The sequence below is a fragment of the Pseudogemmobacter sonorensis genome (assembly GCF_042762395.1).
Classification (GTDB): Bacteria; Pseudomonadota; Alphaproteobacteria; order Rhodobacterales; family Rhodobacteraceae; genus Pseudogemmobacter; species Pseudogemmobacter sonorensis.
Map to the genome: position 1 here is coordinate 196,565 of NZ_JBEFZE010000002.1, position 15,493 is coordinate 212,057.

Annotated in this window: 14 protein-coding genes, 1 tRNA gene and 1 pseudogene; 15 read left to right on the plus strand and 1 reads right to left on the minus strand. The window is 66.9% G+C overall.

Features of this window, described 5'->3' with window-relative positions; genetic code table 11:
• Positions 1-50 precede the first annotated feature (50 nt).
• The 13 genes and pseudogenes from ABNX41_RS02575 to ABNX41_RS02635 all read left to right on the plus strand — a co-directional run bounded on the left by ABNX41_RS02575 (position 51) and on the right by ABNX41_RS02635 (position 11,053).
• Entirely contained in the window at positions 51-566 is a 516-nt protein-coding gene (locus tag ABNX41_RS02575) for an HdeD family acid-resistance protein (protein ID WP_438668147.1), read from the plus strand.
• Positions 567-575: 9 nt separating this feature from the next.
• Positions 576-1,181, plus strand: coding sequence for a 3-isopropylmalate dehydratase small subunit (gene leuD / locus ABNX41_RS02580; protein ID WP_438668148.1), 606 nt, complete (start codon positions 576-578; stop codon positions 1,179-1,181).
• 320 nt (positions 1,182-1,501) lie between these two features.
• The gene (locus ABNX41_RS02585; protein WP_438668149.1) at positions 1,502-2,365 is read left to right on the plus strand and encodes a hypothetical protein; all 864 of its coding nucleotides are present in this window, start codon (positions 1,502-1,504) and stop codon (positions 2,363-2,365) included.
• Between the two features lie 35 nt (positions 2,366-2,400).
• On the plus strand, positions 2,401-3,453 hold the full coding sequence (locus ABNX41_RS02590; RefSeq protein ID WP_438668150.1) for an endonuclease/exonuclease/phosphatase family protein: 1,053 nt from the start codon (positions 2,401-2,403) through the stop codon (positions 3,451-3,453).
• Between the two features lie 96 nt (positions 3,454-3,549).
• The gene (leuB, locus tag ABNX41_RS02595; RefSeq protein WP_438668151.1) at positions 3,550-4,656 is read left to right on the plus strand and encodes a 3-isopropylmalate dehydrogenase; all 1,107 of its coding nucleotides are present in this window, start codon (positions 3,550-3,552) and stop codon (positions 4,654-4,656) included.
• Between the two features lie 133 nt (positions 4,657-4,789).
• Complete coding sequence (locus ABNX41_RS02600; RefSeq protein WP_438668152.1) at positions 4,790-5,743, plus strand: DMT family transporter; 954 nt, start codon at positions 4,790-4,792, stop codon at positions 5,741-5,743.
• A gap of 115 nt (positions 5,744-5,858) precedes the next feature.
• A tRNA-Pro gene (locus tag ABNX41_RS02605) sits at positions 5,859-5,935 on the plus strand.
• A gap of 136 nt (positions 5,936-6,071) precedes the next feature.
• Positions 6,072-6,947 (plus strand): 4-hydroxy-tetrahydrodipicolinate synthase, encoded by an 876-nt coding sequence (gene dapA, locus ABNX41_RS02610; RefSeq protein WP_438668153.1) that lies wholly within the window; start codon positions 6,072-6,074, stop codon positions 6,945-6,947.
• A gap of 55 nt (positions 6,948-7,002) precedes the next feature.
• A pseudogene (locus ABNX41_RS02615) lies at positions 7,003-7,801 on the plus strand (DMT family transporter).
• 67 nt (positions 7,802-7,868) lie between these two features.
• Entirely contained in the window at positions 7,869-8,342 is a 474-nt protein-coding gene (gene smpB / locus ABNX41_RS02620; protein WP_438668154.1) for an SsrA-binding protein SmpB, read from the plus strand.
• A gap of 170 nt (positions 8,343-8,512) precedes the next feature.
• Entirely contained in the window at positions 8,513-8,803 is a 291-nt protein-coding gene (locus ABNX41_RS02625; RefSeq protein ID WP_438668155.1) for a hypothetical protein, read from the plus strand.
• Between the two features lie 152 nt (positions 8,804-8,955).
• Positions 8,956-9,834, plus strand: coding sequence for a 3-mercaptopyruvate sulfurtransferase (gene sseA / locus ABNX41_RS02630; protein ID WP_438668156.1), 879 nt, complete (start codon positions 8,956-8,958; stop codon positions 9,832-9,834).
• A 43-nt stretch (positions 9,835-9,877) separates the two neighbouring features.
• Positions 9,878-11,053: an amino acid aminotransferase gene (locus tag ABNX41_RS02635; RefSeq protein ID WP_438668157.1), complete on the plus strand. Its 1,176-nt coding sequence runs from the start codon at positions 9,878-9,880 to the stop codon at positions 11,051-11,053.
• A 61-nt stretch (positions 11,054-11,114) separates the two neighbouring features.
• Here the strand turns inward: ABNX41_RS02635 and ABNX41_RS02640 are convergent, their stop codons facing one another.
• Positions 11,115-13,364, minus strand: coding sequence for a transglycosylase domain-containing protein (locus ABNX41_RS02640; RefSeq protein WP_438668158.1), 2,250 nt, complete (start codon positions 13,362-13,364; stop codon positions 11,115-11,117).
• Between the two features lie 267 nt (positions 13,365-13,631).
• On the opposite strand from ABNX41_RS02640, the gene ABNX41_RS02645 reads away from it, so the two are divergent.
• The gene (locus tag ABNX41_RS02645) at positions 13,632-13,970 is read left to right on the plus strand and encodes a P-II family nitrogen regulator (protein WP_438668159.1); all 339 of its coding nucleotides are present in this window, start codon (positions 13,632-13,634) and stop codon (positions 13,968-13,970) included.
• Positions 13,971-14,001: 31 nt separating this feature from the next.
• Positions 14,002-15,366: an ammonium transporter family protein gene (locus ABNX41_RS02650; protein ID WP_438668160.1), complete on the plus strand. Its 1,365-nt coding sequence runs from the start codon at positions 14,002-14,004 to the stop codon at positions 15,364-15,366.
• Positions 15,367-15,493 lie beyond the last annotated feature (127 nt).

Genomic DNA, 15,493 nt, shown 5'->3' on the forward strand with positions numbered 1-15,493 from the left:
GGCAGAATGGCATGCGGGATCCGGCCCCACGCCGTCCGCAGGAGAAAAAGATGAAATCCTCGACCATCAGCATAATCGCGGGCGTCCTCGCCCTGTTGGGCGGCGTTGCCGCGCTGGTCTTCCCGCTGCCCGCCTCGCTGGCGGTCACGGTCTTCGCGGGCGTGGCCTTCGTGGTCAGCGGCGCGCTCGGGCTGTTCGCGGCCTTCTCGGACAAGACCCTGCCCAGCCGGGGCTGGATCGGGCTTCTGTCCGGCCTGCAACTGGTGCTGGGTGTGTGGATCCTGGCCAATCCGCTGGCGGGGCTGGTTTCGCTGACGCTGGCGGCGGGGATCCTGTTCCTCGCCTCGGGCATCGGGCGGGTGGTCGCCGCATTCGGCCTGAAGGGCACGCGGCTGTTCTGGGCGCTGCTTCTGACCGGGGTGCTTTCGGCGCTGCTCGGGCTTTACGCCATCTTCTTCCTGCCCTCCGCGACGCCGGTGCTTCTGGGCACGCTGTTCGCGGTCGAACTGATTTCCGTCGGCGCCGCGCTGATCGCGCTCGGCGTCGGGCTCAAGAAACTTCCCTAGGCATCAGACATGGACAAATTCACCACGATCACCGGGATTGCGGCGCCGATGCCGCTGGTCAATATCGACACCGATATGATCATTCCCAAACAGTTCCTGAAGACGATCAAGCGTTCGGGCCTTGGCAAGAATCTGTTCGACGAGATGCGCTATACCCCCGAGGGCGAGGAGATCCCCGATTTCGTCCTGAACAAACCCGCCTATCGCGCGGCCCAGATCATCGTCGCGGGTGACAATTTCGGTTGTGGCTCGTCGCGCGAACATGCGCCCTGGGCTCTCCTGGATTTCGGCATCCGCTGCGTGATCTCGACCTCTTTCGCCGATATCTTCTTCAACAACTGCTTCAAGAACGGCATCCTGCCGATCCGCCTGCCCGCCGATCAGGTCGAATATCTGATGGCCGATGCCGAGAAGGGCGCGAACGCCCGCATCACCGTCGATCTGGAAAGCCAGACCGTCACCGCCTCGGACGGCCGCAGCTTTCCCTTCGAGGTCGATGCCTTCAAGAGGCATTGCCTTCTGAACGGGCTCGACGACATCGGCCTGACGATGGAGAATGCGGGCGCGATCGACAGTTTCGAAAACCGGCTGGCGGTGACCCGTCCCTGGGCCTGAGGCCCGCGCAACCGCCATATCCGACCCCGATCAGACGGGCGCGCAAGGCCAAGGCCGATGCGCCAGTCTTGCCTATTGGGGCGAAGGCCTTGATATACAAGATCTTGTGGCCTGTCCGGTCCGGGCTGCATCCGGGCCATGGATTCATCCCCTGCATGCTTCAATCCTGCAACACCTTTGCCCCTATTCCGCCACAGGAATGGGTTTCCCTTTCGCGAGCGGTTGCGACGGGAAGCGAAAGAAGGCACAAATTGGGCAAGATTGAGGCAATCCGCCACAATGTGCGCGGGCTCGTTGGAACAAGGTCACGGCATCGTATCGTGACCGTCCAGGTTGAGGATGTGAAGGCAGTGGTTTCCCGGCTGGCCGGTGCGCTGGTGCGCGCCTTTCTGGTGATGTTTCTTGTCGCCACGCCCTCGGCGATTCTGCCGGGCGTGGGGGCCGACACCAAGCAGATGGTGGCTCTGGTCGCGCTTTTCGCAGGCGCCCTGACCTTTGCCGAATACAACGCCACCTATCCCAGCCTGGTCGAGTTCCGCGACGCCGCCCCCTTCAACCGCATCCGCTATCTGACGCTTTACATCATCGTCTTCACCCTGTCGGTGATGGAGGCGGCCGGGGGCGCGCCCACGCCCTTCGGGCGCCTGTTCGAGGCCATCGGCTATCTGATCGGCGCGGCGCTGGACTTTCCCTATTCGCCGGTCAGGCTGGCCACGGTGATGATGGCGGGGGATGCGGGCGCGGCCGAGATGATCTCGGTGCGCAGCGCGGCGGGGACCGCCTATCTGCTCTCGGTTTTGTCGCTGGTGTTCTTCATGCTGATCATGAAGCTCAGCGGCTGGCCCGCACGCCATCAGGCCTTCAACGTCTGGGTGAACCTGCCGACCTTCGAGCCCACGGCGGGCGGCGATGTGATCGAGCGGCTGGAGCGCGACGCGAGGATTAACATTTCCTTAGGCTTTTTGCTGCCATTCCTGATCCCGGCCGTGATCGGCATCGGCTCGATGGGGCTTGAGCCGTTCACGCTGAACTCGCCGCAAACCAAGGTCTGGACGGTGGCCGCATGGGCCTTCATTCCCGCAAGCCTTCTGATGCGTGGCATCGCCATGCGCCGGATCGCCGACATGATCCGCTCCAAGCGCGAATCCCAGGCCGGTGCGCGGCCCGGGCTGGCGCATGCCTGACCCTTGCGCTGTGCTGGCTGCTCGCCTTGGGCGGCATGGCCACGGCCGAGGTGATCCGGCTGGCGAACTGGAATGTCGAGATGGACCGCGCCGGTCCCGGCCTTCTGGCCCGTGATATCGCGAAGGGCGGCGATCCGCAGATCGAGGCCGCGCTGCGGGTGCTCGCCGTCCTGGATGCCGATGTGATCTTGCTGACCGGCTTCGACCATGACCACGACCGGGTCGCGGCCCGGCTGTTCGCCGACCGCCTGGGCGAGGTGATCGCCCCTTACCCCCATGTCTTCGCGCTGCGGCCCAATACCGGAATGCAGACCGGGCTCGACCTCGATCTCGACGGCAGGCTGGGCGGGCCCGGGGATGCGCAGGGCTGGGGTCGTTTCTCGGGGCAGGGCGCGATGGCGATCCTGTCGCGCCTGGCCGTGGACGAGGCGGCGGTGCGGGATTTCTCGGGGTTCCTCTGGGCCGATCTGCCCGGTGCGCTCTTGCATGACGGCATGACGGATGAGGTGCGCCGGATCCAGCGCCTGGCCACCACCGGCCACTGGGAGGTGCCGCTGATCCTGCCCGATGGCGGGCGGCTGCGGCTTCTGGCCTGGCATGCGACGCCGCCGGTCTTCGGCGGGGCCGAGGGGCGGAACGCGCGGCGCAACCATGACGAGGCCGCCTTCTGGCTGGCGCTGTTCGACGGCCTTCTGCCGATGCCGCCGCCCGAGCCGCCCTTCGTGATGCTGGCCGACAGCAACATGGACCCCGAGGATGGCGACGGCCTGCCGGATGCGATCCGCGCGCTTCTCGCCCATCCGGCGCTGAACGATGTGCGCCCGCGCGGCAGCCAAGGTCGGACCGAGCCCGGGCATCGCGGCGATCCGGCGCTGGACACGGCGGTTTTTGTCGCCACCGGGGGGCTGCGGGTGGATCTGGTGGTGCCGGGCGCCGGGCTGGAGGTGGTGGGCGCGGGCGTCCTGTGGCCCGCCGAAAGCCCTGTCCAAAGCCCCGCCGAAACCTCTGCAGGGGCCGATCCGCTCTGGCGCGACCTTCAGGCCGCCTCGCGCCATTTCCCGGTCTGGGTCGACCTGGTCGCGCCCTGATCGGGCGGCGCCGGAAACCGGCCGACCTTGATCCCGCCCCGGGCTTGGGTTAGCACGCGCGCGATACTTCCCCATCACTTTCAGACGGAGCGCGCCATGGCCAATCCCTCACTCCTGATCCTCGCCGGCGATGGTATCGGTCCCGAAGTCATGGCCGAGGTGAAGAAGATCATCGGATGGATCGGCGCGAAGCGTGGCATCACCTTCGACGTGACCGAGGATCTGGTCGGCGGTTGCGCCTATGACGCGCATGGCACGCCCCTGACCGATGCCACCATGGCCAAGGCGCAAGAGGTGGATGCGGTGCTGCTGGGGGCCGTGGGCGGCCCGAAATACGACAAGCTGGATTTCAGCGTGAAGCCCGAGCGCGGTCTTCTGCGCCTGCGCAAGGAGATGGACCTCTTCTCGAACCTGCGCCCGGCGCAATGTTTCGATGCGCTGGCCGATTTCTCCTCGCTCAAGCGCGATGTGGTGGCGGGCCTCGACATCATGATCGTGCGCGAACTGACCAGCGGCGTCTATTTCGGAGAGCCGCGCGGCATCTTCAAGGAAGGCAATGAGCGCGTGGGTATCAACACCCAGCGTTACACCGAATCCGAGATCGCCCGCGTCGCGAAATCGGCATTCGAGCTGGCGCGGCGGCGCTCGAACAAGGTCTGCTCGATGGAGAAGGCCAATGTGATGGAATCGGGTATCCTGTGGCGCGACGTGGTGCAGGAAGTGCATGACCGCGATTACCCGGATGTGGCGCTGTCGCATATGTATGCCGATGCGGGCGCGATGCAGTTGACCCGCTGGCCCAAGCAGTTCGACGTCATCGTGACCGACAACCTGTTCGGCGACCTGCTGTCCGATCTGGCGGCGATGCTGACCGGCTCGCTCGGCATGCTGCCCTCGGCCAGCCTTGGTGCGCCTATGGCCAACGGTCGCCCCAAGGCGATGTATGAGCCGGTCCATGGCTCGGCCCCCGATATCGCCGGTCAGGGCAAGGCCAATCCGATCGCCTGCATCCTGAGCTTTGCCATGGCGCTGCGCTACAGCTTCGACCTGGGCGACGAGGCCACCCGCGTCGAAAAGGCGGTCGAGAAGGTGCTGGCCGAGGGCAAGCGCACCGCCGACCTGTTGGGCCCCGAGGGCGGCACCCCGATCTCGACCGCCGAGATGGGGGATGCGATCCTCGCCGCGCTCGACGCAGGGCTCTGAGTTCCGGCGATTCCGGCCCCCGCAAGACCGCTTGCGGGACGCGCCCCTTCGCGGCTAGAGATTCGGACAGGCGGGTGCCGCATGCGCCTGCCCCGAGGCCGCCCCGGCCCGGCGTCGAAAGGTGGGTCGTGCGATGTCTTCCGGTCTTCGAGGCGCGATTCTGGCCCTGGCGGCGTTCGGCGTCTATTCGACCCATGACGTCGTGGTGAAACTGCTGGGCGCAAGCTACAGCTCGTTCCAGATCGTCTTCTTCACCGGGCTGTTCGGCTTTCCGCTGATCACCATGATGCTGATGCGCGACCGCACCGACGGAACGCTGATCCCACGCCATCCCTGGTGGTCGGCGGTGCGCGCGGTGGCGGCGGTCGGGTCGAGCGTCTTCGCCTTCATCGCCTTCACCCGCCTGCCGATGCCGCAGACCTATGCGATCCTGTTCGCCACGCCCCTGCTGATCACCGTGCTGGCGATTCCGGTCCTGGGCGAGAGGGTCGGGCTCAGGCGCGGGCTCGCGGTGGGGTTGGGGCTTCTCGGCGTGCTCGTCGTCCTGCGTCCGGGCGGGGGCGAGGCGCTGTCGCTCGGCCATGCCGCCGCGCTGGCCTCGGCGGTCTGCGGCGCGACCACCAGCATCATCGTGCGCCGGATCGGTTCCAGGGAGCGCACGGTCGTCCTGATCCTTTACCCGATGATGCTTCAGGTTCTGGGCATGGGGCTGCTGATGCCCTTCTTCTACACGCCGATGCCGGTCGCGGACATGGGCCGGATGGCGGTGGTCGCGCTTTTGTCGATCCTGGCGGGCATGCTGGTCATCGCGGCCTATCGCGCGGCCCCGGCGGCGGTCGTGGCGCCGATGCAGTATTCGCAGATGATCTGGGCAGTTTTCTACGGCTGGCTGTTCTTCGGCGAGGGGATCGACCGCTGGACGGCGGTGGGAACGGCGGTGATCGTCGCCTCGGGCCTTTACATCGTGCAGCGCGAGGGCCAGCCCGAGGTCTCGGACAACCAGCCCGTCCTGGCCACGCGCTCGCGCCTCGACACCGGGCAGGTGCTGCGCGGGCTCTGGCCCCGCCGGTCCGACCGCCGTCCCTGATCCGGCGCATGGGGGCCGGAAGATCGGGCCTGGGCTTTCCCCAGGCGAAATCCGCAACCCGCTGCCCGATCCCCCTTGCAAAACCCCGGCGCGGGCGCTAAGCCCCGCCCACGGTCGGAGCGTAGCGCAGCCTGGTAGCGCACCTGCTTCGGGAGCAGGGGGTCGGAGGTTCGAATCCTCTCGCTCCGACCAGAAATCCCGACATTTCCCCCAGACAGACTGTAGCGGCGGACCTTCGCGCGGGTGCTTGGCAAGGCCAGCGCCCGGGGATATGGAGGGCGCGTCTGCACCGGGCGCCACATGCGCCCCGAAATGAGGAGAGCGTGCCATGATCCACGGGTCCATCCCCGCACTGGTAACGCCGTTCAAGAACGGCGCTCTGGATTTGGAGACGCTCAAGAAACTTGTCGATTGGCAGATCGAGCAGGGCTCGACCGGGCTGGTGCCGGTGGGCACCACGGGCGAGAGCCCCACGCTGAGCCATGAAGAGCACGAGACCGTGGTCGAAGCGGTGGTGAAATTCGCCGCGGGCCGGGTGCCGGTGATCGCGGGCGCGGGCTCGAACAACACGGTCGAGGGCATCCGCCTGATCCGTCATGCCGAAAGCGTGGGCGCCTCGGTCGCGCTGGTGGTGACGCCCTATTACAACAAGCCGACCCAGGCCGGGCTGATCGCGCATTTCACCGCGCTGCACGATTGCTGCGAATTGCCGATCATCATCTACAACATTCCCGGCCGCTCGGTCGTCGACATGACGCCCGAGACCATGGGCGAACTGGCGAAACTGCCGCGCATCATCGGCGTCAAGGACGCCACCGGCAGGATCGAGCGCGTCAGCCAGCAGCGCGCCACCTGCGGGGCGGATTTCATCCAGCTTTCGGGCGAGGATGCCACCGCGCTCGGCTTCAACGCCCATGGCGGGGTGGGCTGCATCTCGGTCACCGCCAATGTCGCGCCGAAGCTGTGCGCCGAGTTCCAGGCCGCCACGCGCGCGGGCGATTACGCCGCCGCGCTGGACTACCAGGACCGGCTGATGCCGCTGCATGAGGCGATTTTCATCGAGCCGGGGCTGGTCGGCGCGAAATACGGCCTTTCGCTGCTGGGCCGCTGCGACGAGGAGGTCCGGTTGCCCCTTGTCGGGCTGACCGAGCCCACCAAGGCGAAGATACGCGCGGCGATGGTTCATGCCGGTCTTATCGGCTGAGAGCCGCGCTCCGCTTTCGCCGGATCTGAAGGGCGCGCTTCTGATGACGCTCTCGATGGCGGGATTCGCCGTCGAGGACGTCTTTCTCAAGCTGGCGGCGCGGCAGATGCCGGTGGGCCAGGTCATGCTGGTCATGGGGCTTTGCGGCGTGGCGGTCTTCGCCGCCATGTCGTGGCGGCGGCAAGAGACGATGTTTCCCCGCGCCTATCTGATGCCGCGCCTGCTGTTGCGGTCGGGGTTCGAGGTGGCTGTTCTACGCGCTCGCCGTGGCGCTGACGCCGCTGTCGACCACTTCGGCGATCCTTCAGGCCGCGCCTTTGATGGTGGTGGCGGGGGCCGCGCTGTTCTTCGGCGAAAGGGTGGGGCCGCGCCGCTGGATCGCGGTGCTGGCGGGGCTCGCTGGTGTGCTGATCATCCTGCGCCCGGGGGTCGAGGGCTTTTCGGTGCTGTCGCTGCTGGCGGTGGCCGGGATGATCGGCTTCGCGGGCCGCGACCTGGCGACAAGGGCGGCGCCGAAGGTGCTGTCGAACCGCCAGCTCGGCACATTGGGCTTTGCCATGCTGGGCCTGGCCGGGGTGATCGTGCTTGCGGTCACCGGGGGCGCGACCTGGCCCACCCCAGGGGGCTGGGCGCTTGTCGCGGGCTGCACCGGCTTTGGCCTGCTGGCATATCACGCGCTGACCGCCGCCATGCGCACCGGCGCGATCGGCGCGGTGACGCCGTTCCGCTATACGCGGCTGGTCTTCGCCATCGCGCTTGCGGTGGTCTTCCTGGGCGAGCGGCCCGATGCCGCGGTGCTGGCCGGATCGGCGCTGGTGGTCCTGGCGGGGCTTTTCGGGCTGGCGCGGCGCTGACCCTCCCCCCTGCCTGCTTGCGCGCCCGCTTGCGTGTCATGGGCCGAACCCCTATCTGACGGGGATCATGGTGCAGAAATCCGACCCCAACTCCAAACTGATCGCCGAGAACCGGCGCGCCCGCTTCGATTACCATATCGAAGAGGATCTGGAGGTCGGCATCATTCTGGCCGGTTCCGAGGTCAAGAGCCTGCGCCAGGGCGGCTCGAACATCGCCGAAAGCTACGCCTCGGTCGAGGGCGGAGAGCTTTGGCTGATCAACTCCTATATCGCGCCCTATTTCCAGGCCGGGATCTGGGGGCATGAGGAACGCCGCCGCCGCAAGCTGCTGGTCTCGAAGCGCGAGTTGTCGCGCCTGTGGTCGGCCACCGCGCGCGAGGGCATGACGCTGGTGCCGGTGCGGATGTATTTCAACGCGCGCGGCATGGTGAAGCTGAAGATCGGCATCGCCAAGGGCAAGAAGCTGGCCGACAAGCGCGAGACCAGCGCCAAGCGCGACTGGGACCGCCAGAAGGCCCGGCTGCTCAAGCAGGGCGTCTGAACAGGGCGTTTGGGCAACGCCGATCCGGGGATTTGTTCAGAAGTGAACACAGGATTTGCGCCTGGGGGAAGGATGGTGCAGCATTCCCCCTGCCCAAAGCGTAAGCCATATGCCACGACTTGAGGGTGATCGGATCCGGCAGGACGCCGGGTCATTAGGAAGGGCATGACATGGAACTCATCATCCAGCTTATCGCGGGTGCCGTCGGCGGCAACGCCGCGGGCAAGGGGCTGAAGAATCTCAACCTCGGCACGCTGCTCAACACCGTCGTCGGCCTCTTGGGCGGCGTGGGCGGCGGCCAGCTTCTGGGCCTTCTGGGCGGCGCGGGCGCAGGCGAGGCGGCGGCTGCGGCCTCGGGCCTCGACATCGGTTCGATCGTCCAGAGCGTTCTGGGCGGCGGCGTGGGCGGCGGTGCGCTGGTCGCCATCGTCGGCGTGATCAAGAAGGCGCTGGTCAAGTAAGATGACGGGATCGGCCGACCGGGGCCCGGTCGGCCGATCCCGGCGACGTGGCGCACGGACCCGCCATGCCGCCGTCCTCCGCGCCAAGGCTTGAACCCCGGCGCGGGCGGGAATAGGACAGGGCGAACCCGCAGGTTTTCCATGAGGCCGCCATGTCCCTGTCGCCTTCCCCCGCCGATGATCCCAGGACGCTGGTCTCGACCGAATGGCTGGGGCACCACCTCAAGGACCCGGACCTGCGCATTCTGGATGCAAGCTGGTATATGCCCGGCACGCCGCGCGACGCCCGCGCGGAATATGAGGCCGCCCATATTCCCGGCGCGCGGTTCTTCGACATCGACGAGATTTCCGACCACCGCTCCGACCTGCCGCATATGGCGCCGCCGGTCGAGAAGTTCATGGCGCGGCTGCGCGCCATGGGCGTGGGCGACGGCCATCAGGTGGTGATCTATGACGGATCGGGGATCTTCTCGGCGGCGCGGGTCTGGTGGCTGTTCCGGCTGATGGGCAAGACCGATGTCGCGGTGCTGGACGGCGGTTTCCCGAAATGGCAGGCCGAGGGGCGCGAGGTCGAGGACCTGCCCCCGGTGATCCGCGACCGCCACATGACGGTGACGCGGCAGAACCACCTGCTGCGCGACGTGACCCAGGTCTCGCATGCGGCCAAGCTTGGCCAGGCGGTGGTGATCGACGCCCGTTCGCCCGCGCGTTTCACCGGCGAGGCGTCCGAGCCGCGGCCTGGCCTGCGCTCGGGCCATATTCCGGGGGCGCGCAACGTGCCCTTCGGCGCGGTCCTCAAGCCCGATGGCACGATGCGCGATCCCGCCGCGCTGCGCCGGGTGTTCGAGGGCGCCGGGGTGGACCTGTCGAAACCCGCGATCACAAGCTGCGGCTCGGGCGTGACGGCGGCGGTGCTGTCGCTTGCGCTGGAACGGATCGGCCATCGCGACTGGTCGCTTTACGACGGCTCCTGGGCCGAATGGGGCATGTATGAGGATCTGCCGGTCGAAACCGGCCCCGCCCGGCCCTGATCCGCAGGATTTCCGACCTGCCCATGCCTTGAAAGGAAGCGAGATGCTCGAGGCGCTGAACCCCCAGCCGCAGGACAAGATCCTGCAACTCATCGCCATGTTCCGCGAGGACGACCGGGCCGAGAAGATCGACCTGGGCGTCGGCGTCTACAAGGACGCGACCGGCCTGACGCCGGTGATGCGGGCGGTGAAGGCCGCCGAGAAGAAGCTGTGGGAGACCGAGACCACCAAGACCTATACCGGCCTTGCAGGTGAGCCCGCCTATGCGGCGGCGCTGACCGGGCTTATCCTGGGCGAGGGCCATTCCGCGCGCGCGGCGGCGATCGCCACCCCGGGCGGCACCGGCGCGATCCGTCAGGCGCTGGAGCTGATCCGTCTGGCGCGGCCGGGCGCGAAGATCTGGCTGTCGAACCCGACCTGGCCCAACCATCCCTCGATCGTGAAATATCTGGGGATGCCGCTTGCCGAATACCGTTATTTCGACGTGGCGACCAGCGGCATCGATTTCGCCGGGCTGATCGAGGATCTGAACAACGTGCCCGAGGGCGATGTCGTCCTGCTGCACGGCTGCTGCCACAATCCGACCGGCGCCAACCTGTCGCCCGCCCAATGGGACGAGGTGATCGCGGTTCTCAGGGCCCGGGGCGCGGTGCCGCTGGTCGATCTGGCCTATCAGGGCTTCGGCGACGGGCTGGAGGCCGATGCCGAGGCCACGCGCAAGGTGGCGGCGGCCTTCCCCGAGGCGCTGATCGCGGCCTCCTGCTCGAAGAACTTCGGCATCTACCGCGAGCGGACCGGCATCCTGATCGCGCTCGGCACGCCCGAGCGCAAGGCGGTGGTGCAGGGGAACCTCAATTTCCTCAACCGCCAGAACTACTCCTTCCCGCCCGATCATGGTGCGCGGCTGGTGACCATGATCCTTGAGGACGCCGCTCTGCGGGCCGACTGGCAGGCCGAGCTGGAAGAGGTGCGGCTGAACATGCTGAACCTGCGCCGCCAACTGGCCGAAGAACTGCGCAAGGCCACCAATTCGGACCGTTTCGACTTTGTCGCCGACCATCGCGGCATGTTCAGCCGCCTCGGCCTGACCGAGGCGCAGGTGGTGCGGCTGCGCGAGGATCACGCGGTCTATATGGTGGGTGATTCGCGCATCAACATCGCCGGGCTGAATGCGCGCACCGTGCCGGTGCTGGCCCGCGCCATCGCGGCGGTGCTTTAAGGGACCTGGGGGGAGGCGCGGGCGACGGGCCCTCGCCTCCTGCCGATGCTCGCGCACGCCTTCAGTTCCCCAGAAGCTCGCGCAGGATCTGTTCGGCCAGATCGTCGGTCCCCACCGGGCCCAGATTGGTGCCCGCGGGCGGCGGTCCCGACGAGCCGCCGTCATAGACCGGCGCCGAGGGGTCGTTGAACCAGGGCACATCCTCGGGCTGGACCGGCCCGTCATAACCGCCGCCCGCGCCGGTGAAGGCGCTTGGCGGGATCTCCTTGGGAAGGTCGCGCACGGGCTGGCCCTCGTTGATGCGCACCATCACCTCGCGCCAGATGTCGGCGGGCAGGCCGCCGCCGGTCACGTCGTTCAGGGGCGAGTTGTCGTCATAGCCCATCCAGACCCCGACGACGTAATCGGCGGTGAAGCCCACGAACCAGGCGTCGCGCGCCGAATTGGTGGTGCCGGTCTTTCCGGCCGCCTCGCGGTCGGGCAGGCGGGCGCGCCCGCCGGTGCCGGAGTTGATCACTTCGGTCATCATGTAGATCAGCGCATGGGCGGCGGTTTCCGAGATCACCCGCTCGCCGATGCCGCCGCCGCGGCCGAACAAAGGCTCGGCCTCGTCCTTCAGCTTCAGCGCCATCAACCCGTAGGGCGTGACCGAGGAGCCGCCGTTCAGGATCCCGGCATAGGCCGCCGTCATCTCGATCAGCGTCGATTCGCTGGCGCCAAGGGCAAGCGCGGGCCCCGTGGCCAGGTTCTGCGCCACGCCGAAGGCGGTCGCCACCTCGCGCACGCGGTCGCGGCCGACCAGTTCCTGGATCTTGACCGCCGGGATGTTGCGGCTTTCGGCCAGGGCCTGGGTCAGGGTGATCATCCCCTTGAACCTGTTGTCGTAATTGCGCGGCGTATATTCGCCCGAACCGGGAACGTAGATCGACCACGGCTCATCGCTGACATAGTCGAGCGGGCTGTAGCCCATGTCCATCGCCACGGCATAGATGAAGGGCTTGAACGCCGATCCGGTCTGGCGCAGCGCCTGGGTCGCGCGGTTGAAATCCCCGGCCTGCGGCGTGTTGCGCCCGCCCACCATGGCGCGCACCGCGCCGTCCGCGCTCATCACCACGATGGCGGCCTGGGCTTTGGATCCCTCGCGCACCTTGTTCTCGAAGATCCAGGCCAGCGCCTCCTCGGCCTGTTTCTGCATGCGCTGGTCCAGCGTGGTCTCGATGATCACATCCTCGGTCGTGTCGCGGGCAAGGTAGTCGGGCGTGGTCTCCATCACCCAATCGGCGAAGAACCCGCCCGAGCGCTGGCGCGCCGCCTCGGTCGGGCGGGCGGGATTGGCGCGGGCCTCGGCGGCGTCGGCCGCGTTGAGGTAGCCCTGCTCCTCCATCAGCCCGATCACCACATTGGCCCGGTTCTGCGAGCGTTCCAGATTGCCGGTGGGCGCCAGCGTCGAGGGCGCCTGCAAAAGCCCCGCGAGCATCGCCGCCTCGGCCGGGGTCACATTGGCGGCCGACTTGCCGAAATAGCGCTGCGCCGCCGCCTCGAAGCCGCGCGCGCCCGCGCCCAGATAGGCGCGGTTCATGTAGATGGTCAGGATCTCTTCCTTGGAATATTTCACCTCCATCGCCATGGCGTAGGGGACTTCCTTGATCTTGCGCATGATGCCGCCGCCCCGGCAGTCGCGCTCGTATTCCGCCTCGGATTTCCATTGCGCCGGGTCGTAGACGACTCCGAGGCACAGAAGCTTCGCCACCTGCTGGGTGATGGTCGAGCCGCCGTTGCCCTGGAAGGCGCCGCGCCCTTCCGATAGGTTGATGCGGATCGCGCTGGCGATGCCGCGCGGGCTGACGCCGAAATGCCAGTAGAAGCGCTTGTCCTCGGTCGCGATTACCGCGTCATGGAGGTATTTGCTGACATTCCCGGCCGAGGGCTGGCCGCCGAAGGTCTCGCCCCGCCAGGCGAAGACCTGGCCCTGCCGGTCCAGAAGCGTGACCGAGCCGCGCGCCCGCCCGTCCAGAAGCGCGGTCATCTCGGGCAGTTGGGCATAGAAATAGAAGACGATGCAGGCATAGATCGCCGCGCCGACCGCCGTCACCCGCCACAGCACCGCCCAGATCATCCGCCACAGGAACAGGATCGAGCCGAGGATGAAGCCGTGCTTGCGGCGCGGCCGCGCGGGCCTGGCGGTCCGGCGGGGTTTCTTCGGCGGTTTCGCGGCGCCCCCGGACGAGGATGCGCCCGCCCTGCGCGCCGGATAGCGCCTGTCCGCCACCAGCGGGGCCTTCGCCCCCCCGTTTCCACCCCGTATCGCCATCTCGTGCTGCCCGCTCTGCCGCGTGTTTTTCTCGGCCCGGAAGATAGCCCGCTTTTGCCGCAAAGCGAAGTCCCGGGGCGTGCCGATTCGAGTCTCTATTGTGATTATAATTTAGTCTAAACACGCGGAGTTAGCCTATTTTTACGGCTTATTGCATTCAATCTTGGCGGGAGCAGCGCCGTTTTCTTGTGCTGCATAAGCGAAAAGCCGCTTTCTGCGGCGCAAGGGCCCGCTCCCAGGGTCCCTGCCAAAAAAAGGGGATGGAGAGTGAAACTCATCATTGCAGCACTCAAGCCGTTCAAGCTTGACGAAGTCCGCGAGGCGCTGACCACGATCGGCGTGCGCGGCATGATGGTGACCGAGATCAAGGGTTTCGGCAGCCAGTCCGGCCATACCGAAATCTACCGTGGCGCCGAATATGCGGTGAATTTCGTGCCGAAGGTCCGGCTTGAGATCGTCGTGCCGGATGCCCTGGCGGATGCCGTGGTCGAAACCATCGCCAAGACCGCGAAGACCGACAAGATCGGCGACGGCAAGATTTTCGTCCTCGACGTGGAACAGGCCGTGCGCGTGCGCACCGGCGAAATCGGCGATGACGCCATCTGAACAGCGACCCAGGGAAGGGGATACCAAGAAAATGAACAAGTTTCTGAAACCTGCCGGTCTGGGGGCGCTTGCTGCGGCGGCCTTCACCAGCCTGCCCGCCTGGGCGCAGGAGGCGACCGAGGAGGTCGTCGAGGTTGCGGTCGAGATCCCGTCCGCCGTTCCGACCGACCTGAACTACATCCTGAACTCGTTGATCATGCTGCTCGGGGGCATCCTGGTGTTCTGGATGGCCGCGGGCTTTGCCATGCTGGAGGCGGGCCTCGTGCGTTCCAAGAACGTCACGATGCAGCTTACCAAGAACATCTCGCTCTTCGCCATCGCCTGCTTCATGTATTACCTGATCGGCTATTCGATCATGTATCCGGGTGACGGCTGGATCATCTCGGGCATCTTCGGCACCTTCGGCACCGCAGGTCTGGAAGCCGTGGGCGTCGCCGCCGCCGATACCGACGCCTATGACTATGCGTCGACCTCGTCGGACTTCTTCTTCCAGGTGATGTTCTGCGCCACCACCGCCTCGATCGTGTCGGGCACCATCGCCGAGCGGATGAAGCTTCTGCCCTTCCTGGTGTTCACCGTGATCCTCGCGGGCTTCATCTACCCGATCCAGGCCTCGTGGAAATGGGGCGGCGGCTTCCTCGATGCGGGCGGTTTCCTCGATTTCGCCGGCTCGACCGTGGTGCATTCGGTCGGTGGCTGGGCCGCGCTGACCGGCGCGCTGATCCTGGGGCCGCGCCTTGGCAAATACAAGGACGGCAAGGTCGTCGCCATGCCGGGCTCGAACCTGCCGCTCGCCTTCCTCGGCACGTTCATCCTGTGGATGGGGTGGTTCGGCTTCAACGGCGCCTCGCAGCTCGCCTTCTCGTCGATCGGCGATGCCGCCGACGTGGGCCGCGTGATGGCCAATACCAATGCGGGCGCCGTGGGCGGCGCGCTGGCCGCGCTGATCCTGACCTCGGCCGTCTACAAGAAGGCCGATCTGACCATGGTGCTGAACGGCGCGCTGGCGGGCCTGGTTTCGGTCACCGCCGAGCCGCTGACGCCGTCGCTTGGCGCGGCCTCGCTGATCGGTGCCGTGGGCGGGCTGATCGTGGTCTTCACCGTGCCGCTTCTGGACAAGTTCAAGATCGACGACGTCGTGGGGGCCATCCCGGTCCACCTCTTCGCTGGGATCTGGGGCACCATCGCCGTGGTCTTCACCAATGGCGACGCCTCGCTCTTCGAGCAGCTCAAGGCCATCGTCGTGGTGGGTATCTTCGTGATCGTGACCTCGGCCGTCGCCTGGCTGGTCATCAAGGCGATCTTCGGCCTGCGTACGCCGCAGGAGGACGAATACGCCGGTCTCGACAAGTCGGAACTGGGGATGGAAGCCTATCCCGAATTCTCCAAGGGCTGATCTCTCCTCCCAAAGCCATTGGACGCATCGGCCCGGAGTTCGCTCCGGGCCGATTGCTTTCCGGGGGGGCAATGGAAAAGGCCCGCGCCGGTTTCCCCGCGCGGGCCTTTTGCTTCGTCCGGCGATC

What these genes read in the sequence shown, in the direction of transcription:
- ABNX41_RS02575 (WP_438668147.1), top strand. Translation starts at nt 51, where the DNA reads ATGAAATCCTCGACCATCAGCATAATCGCGGGCGTCCTCGCCCTGTTG.
- leuD (WP_438668148.1), top strand. Translation starts at nt 576, where the DNA reads ATGGACAAATTCACCACGATCACCGGGATTGCGGCGCCGATGCCGCTG.
- ABNX41_RS02590 (WP_438668150.1), top strand. Translation starts at nt 2,401, where the DNA reads ATGGCCACGGCCGAGGTGATCCGGCTGGCGAACTGGAATGTCGAGATG.
- leuB (WP_438668151.1), top strand. Translation starts at nt 3,550, where the DNA reads ATGGCCAATCCCTCACTCCTGATCCTCGCCGGCGATGGTATCGGTCCC.
- ABNX41_RS02600 (WP_438668152.1), top strand. Translation starts at nt 4,790, where the DNA reads ATGTCTTCCGGTCTTCGAGGCGCGATTCTGGCCCTGGCGGCGTTCGGC.
- dapA (WP_438668153.1), top strand. Translation starts at nt 6,072, where the DNA reads ATGATCCACGGGTCCATCCCCGCACTGGTAACGCCGTTCAAGAACGGC.
- smpB (WP_438668154.1), top strand. Translation starts at nt 7,869, where the DNA reads ATGGTGCAGAAATCCGACCCCAACTCCAAACTGATCGCCGAGAACCGG.
- ABNX41_RS02625 (WP_438668155.1), top strand. Translation starts at nt 8,513, where the DNA reads ATGGAACTCATCATCCAGCTTATCGCGGGTGCCGTCGGCGGCAACGCC.
- sseA (WP_438668156.1), top strand. Translation starts at nt 8,956, where the DNA reads ATGTCCCTGTCGCCTTCCCCCGCCGATGATCCCAGGACGCTGGTCTCG.
- ABNX41_RS02635 (WP_438668157.1), top strand. Translation starts at nt 9,878, where the DNA reads ATGCTCGAGGCGCTGAACCCCCAGCCGCAGGACAAGATCCTGCAACTC.
- ABNX41_RS02640 (WP_438668158.1), bottom strand. Translation starts at nt 13,364, where the DNA reads ATGGCGATACGGGGTGGAAACGGGGGGGCGAAGGCCCCGCTGGTGGCG.
- ABNX41_RS02650 (WP_438668160.1), top strand. Translation starts at nt 14,002, where the DNA reads ATGAACAAGTTTCTGAAACCTGCCGGTCTGGGGGCGCTTGCTGCGGCG.